The following is a 4589-nucleotide window of genomic DNA, read 5'->3' on the forward strand; positions in this document are numbered from 1 at the left end:
CAGCCTGTTCATCAAGAATACGTTTTATTTCCTGTTCATAGGCAATAAATTCTTTTTCTGACCAGTTGAACCTATTTAGTTCTTCATAGGCCTTTTTAATTATTAGATCACTACCTATTATTTTTTCCAGCTCTTCTTCACTAGTCTCATCTGCATACTTAAAGAAGTAGACCCATTTCTCAACAATACTTGAAAGCTGATCTTCTTTGGTTTTTGGAAATTTAGGCAACTCAATAAATATAAAGTAAAAATCTTTTAGATCATGTTCATTAGTATCTTCATCGCGAATGGTATGCTTTGACTTATACTCAGACTTATCAGGAAATAAAATACAGTCTGCTATAGCAATAAAGATAATTTCCTTAAGGTCATGATATTGATCGCCTTTGTCAGCCTGTCTTGAATAGGCTTTAGCAGCATAGTATTGAGCACGTTTTTCAAAGCCCTTAGTTTTAGCGACCTGCATTTCGACTATCACTTGCAGCCCATTTTTATCTCTACAAAGAACATCAACAATGCTTTGTTTTTTAGAAGCAATATCAGGATCTTGAATAGTACTTAAAAACTCTATATCCTGTATTGCATTTGTTCCAGCAAGGCCGAGAATATCATTAAGAAAGTGAATAAGGATATCTTTATTTTTTTCAGTACCAAAGATGCGCTTGAACGATATATCATTCTTGGGATCGAGAAACTTCGAAAGAGCCATAGGAAATCCACTTAAAAAGCATTAATAATTATACACAATTGTGAAGAAATATTCAACTAAAATTCAAACATAGAAAGAAGCATCCCTTTTGTATATCTTTATTTGGTAGTATTAACCTGTATAATATTTATGGCAAATATCTCGATAAGGTACAAAATAGCACAAAAAGTAAGGAGCTGGAGGTTAAAGCGAGGTTATACTCAAAAAGATTTAGCGGGAAAAATTGGCGTAACGTATCAAGTAGTACTACAATATGAAAAAGGAACACGTAAAATTTCGATTGAGAAATTGTATGCTATAGCAGAAGTGTTATCGGTTGGCATCATAGATCTTATTCCTGTATCAAGTGAAAAAATTTGCCTTAAAAACGAAGAAGAGGAAATATTAAATCTAGTAAGAAAATATAAAACGATTAATGATCAAGAGTTGCGCAAGGTGTTTTACTTGCTAACAAAATTTACCCGAGTTGGTGAGAAAAGTAGTAAAAAAGCAGAGAAGGTAAAAATTGCAAAGGGTATGGTTAAAGCAGGAATTTCTGTTGATATTGTTTCACAAGCAATTGGCCTCTCTGCTAATGAGTGTGTTGAAGAAAAAACAGGTTCTATCTACTACCAAATAGGAAAAAAGATAAAAGAATGGAGGCTAGTGAGAGAGTATACTCAAAAGGATTTGGCTGAGAAAATGGATACAACACGTGATGAAATAAGCAACTATGAGCAAGGACGTGTGGCCATTCCACTGGAAAAATTATATGCAATAGCAGAAACATTATCAATTAGCATTACAGATCTGCTCATAGAGGAAGATGAGATAGTAGAAAGTGAGCTACCTGATTTAATAAAAGAATACAAAAAAATTGAGAGTCAAGAATTACGCTATGCGCTAATAAAATCTCTGTTTGAAAGCATACAAATTTGCGAAGAAAAAGTGAAAAGAGCAGAAAAGATGAAAATTGCAAAGGATTTAGTGAAAGGAGGAATTTCTACCGATATTATTTTGCAAATAACAGGCCTCTCTTTAGGCGAGATTCAACAGATTTAAAATAAAAAATCAGTATATATTAATATCTTTACTCTTAGATGAAAAAATAAGTAAAAAAGATTGAGAAATTGATTTGACTTCACTCGAAAGCTATGGCTTTATGCCAATGCTGATAAAAAACAGCAGTAAATATCTAAAAAAAGTTTGTTGTTAGTGAAAGGTAAATTATATGAATAAAAGTAAAGAAGAAATCGAATTCAGAATATTAGAAAGCAAAGGCAAAGCACTACTTGATCGTGAAATAATGGAAACGTTTCTAAGTGCAGTACATGAAAGCCCACAGGCTCAAGAAATTGCTAAAAATTTGGTGAATACTTATACAGGAGTAGGAAGGATTTTAGGTAGAGAAATGGATGACCTGAAAGTTATAGAAGGAGTAACTGATTCTGCAGTAGCAATGATTATGTGTGTTAAGGAAACACTAGAAAGGGTACTGAAAGAAAAGCTTAAGAGTGAGCCAATCATGGACTTACAAGGGATAGTAGAGTACTTAAACGTAAGTATAGGCCACTCAGAAAGGGAATGTGTAAAAATACTGTACTTGAATAAAAGGCGTCAACTAATTGGAGAAGAATCCTATATTGGTGAAATGGAAAAAGCACCAGTATACATAAAGGAAATTACAAGAAAGGCATTAATGAAAAATGCAACATCAATAATAATGTCACATAACCATCCTGGAGGGAGCTTAGAGCCATCAGAAGAAGATCAAGCAGTAACGAAGAGCTTAGCAGCAGCATGTAGTACTGTAAGCGTAAAATTGTTTGACCATATTATCATCACAAGTGGAGGCTATTTCAGCTTTCGAGAAAATGGATTGTTATAGTAGAAAGTATTTGCAAATCTACTCATTATAATTTATAATGAGTAGTAAGATGTATAAAGTTTATTGTACGCTTAAAAAGTATTTTTAATATGAGGTTTATATGACTAGTAAAGATCGGAATAAAAAGACTAATGTTAATCACAAGAAAATATTTGGTGCTCTTGAAGGCGTTGATATAAAGCAGTCTAAATTTGTGAGTAAAATTAATAACCAGAAGGAGATAAACCGGGAGGCCTCCCCTAGCAGAAACATTCGCGAAAACAAAATCAACTACGGGAAAAGCCTTGACTATGTTTATGGCACAAAACCTTTAAATGATCAAGCAGAAGATTTAAATCCATTTGCTTCAAATTTGCAAAAAATAAAACCAAGTGCAAGCGAAAGTGAAAAGTTGAGCTGGTTTAAGAGTGCTGTAGTAGAGACAAAAAACGTAAATGCATTGCATAAAGTTATAGAGCAAGTATTAGCCTCTGGAGCAAGAGTAAATGCATGTAATGATGGGGAGTGGAGCTTCGCAGAATACATGATATTGGGCACACACTTTCACAGATTAGAAAAAAGTGATCGAAAGAAGATAATGCGTAAGCTAATGCTAAGTGGTGCAGAGTTTCATGATACTCTACTACAGAATAAACTGATAGGTGAAATCTATAATGAGCTACAACCAGAAGTTCAGCCACAGATAGATGAGAGACTAGAAGAACTAGAGAAAGCTGGCGAAAGTGCTGTGCAAGAAGGAGAATTAATAGATGTTGAGATAGATAATACAACATCGTACATAGAGTTTTCTGGGAATAGCGCCGGACAGATAAAACCTGTCAAACCAAAAAGAAACTTCCTAGCTGAGTGTATGGCAAATTTTATATATAATTTTGTAGAGAAGAGCTTTTTGCAGTTATAGCCGAACTATGCAATGGTGCCTTAAGTGCCCGTGGGATAGCGTGGCTTTGGAGGAACGGTCAAACCACTGATGGGGCCTTTTGGGCTACCTCGATTAGAAGAATGTATAACTCAACCGTCCCAAGCTTAAGCACTTCTCAACTATGGATTATTATATAATGGAGATTAAAAAATGGCAAAGGTCAAAAGTAAATTAGAGATAACAAATCCTAATGCAGCAGGAATCGATGTTGGCTCGGCTGTACATTATGTATGTGTACCCGAAGGAAGCGATGAACAACGTATACAAAAATTTAGCTGCTTTACGGAAGATCTCTATAACATAGCAAAATGGTTGAAAAAATGTAAAGTTAATACAGTAGCCATGGAGTCAACAGGAGTGTACTGGATTCCTTTGTTTCAAGTACTTGAATCACACGGATTTGAAGTAAAACTGGTAAACGCAAAACATGTTAAAAATGTACCTGGGAGAAAATCAGATGTGCAAGATTGTCAATGGATTCAACAACTACACAGTTACGGGTTACTCCAAGGGTCATTTAGGCCAGATGATCGAATGTGTGTATTGCGTAGTTATGTTCGGCAACGTAAAAATTTAATTGAAAATGCTTCTACACATACTTTGCGTATGCAAAAAGCGCTAACACAAATGAATATTCAACTACATAGAGTTATAAGCGATACAACTGGTGTAACTGGAATGCAAATTATTAAAGCAATAATAGATGGTGAGAGTAATCCTGAAAAATTGGCTGAACTAAGAGATGGACGAATAAAAAGTGATAAATCTGTTATTGCAAAAGCATTAGCAGGAAACTATAGGAAAGAACACCTATTTACATTAAAGCAAGAATTTGAGCTATATAATATTTATCAGGAAAAAGTAGCAGAATGTGACAGGAGCATTGAAGAATATTATAAAACATTTGAGACAAAGTCTGATGAGAGTAAAAAGTTAGGTGAAGAGAAAAATAAGTATAGAAAAAGTAAACCAAACTTTGCTTTGCATGAAGAATTATATCGAGTAACTGGCATAGATTTTACCAAAATTCCTGGATTGGATATACTAACTGTACAAACTATCATTTCGGAAGTTGGTGTGAACTATAATAA

Annotated in this window: 4 protein-coding genes and 1 pseudogene; 4 read left to right on the forward strand and 1 reads right to left on the reverse strand. The window is 34.1% G+C overall.

Annotated elements, in window-relative coordinates:
* A partial coding sequence (locus OZD62_RS03035) for an Rpn family recombination-promoting nuclease/putative transposase (RefSeq protein ID WP_275019409.1) occupies positions 1–709 on the reverse strand: 709 nt, incomplete at its 3' end.
* A gap of 129 nt (positions 710–838) precedes the next feature.
* On the opposite strand from OZD62_RS03035, the gene wmk reads away from it, so the two are divergent.
* From wmk to OZD62_RS03055, 4 genes and pseudogenes are all read left to right on the forward strand, one after another.
* Entirely contained in the window at positions 839–1750 is a 912-nt protein-coding gene (wmk, locus tag OZD62_RS03040; protein ID WP_010962718.1) for a WO male-killing family protein Wmk, read from the forward strand.
* A gap of 169 nt (positions 1751–1919) precedes the next feature.
* Positions 1920–2576 (forward strand): JAB domain-containing protein, encoded by a 657-nt coding sequence (locus OZD62_RS03045; RefSeq protein WP_006280787.1) that lies wholly within the window; start codon positions 1920–1922, stop codon positions 2574–2576.
* Between the two features lie 100 nt (positions 2577–2676).
* Positions 2677–3396, forward strand: a pseudogene (locus tag OZD62_RS03050) (hypothetical protein); the annotation flags it as partial.
* A gap of 252 nt (positions 3397–3648) precedes the next feature.
* The coding region (locus OZD62_RS03055) for an IS110 family RNA-guided transposase (RefSeq protein WP_275019325.1) at positions 3649–4589 on the forward strand (941 nt) is incomplete at its 3' end.

It is taken from the genome of Wolbachia endosymbiont of Drosophila seguyi (assembly GCF_028981765.1).
Taxonomy (GTDB): domain Bacteria; phylum Pseudomonadota; class Alphaproteobacteria; order Rickettsiales; family Anaplasmataceae; genus Wolbachia; species Wolbachia pipientis.

Excerpts from the sequence above, each read along its gene's own strand:
- OZD62_RS03045 (WP_006280787.1), top strand. The coding sequence starts at position 1,920 with ATGAATAAAAGTAAAGAAGAAATCGAATTCAGAATATTAGAAAGCAAA.
- wmk (WP_010962718.1), top strand. The coding sequence starts at position 839 with ATGGCAAATATCTCGATAAGGTACAAAATAGCACAAAAAGTAAGGAGC.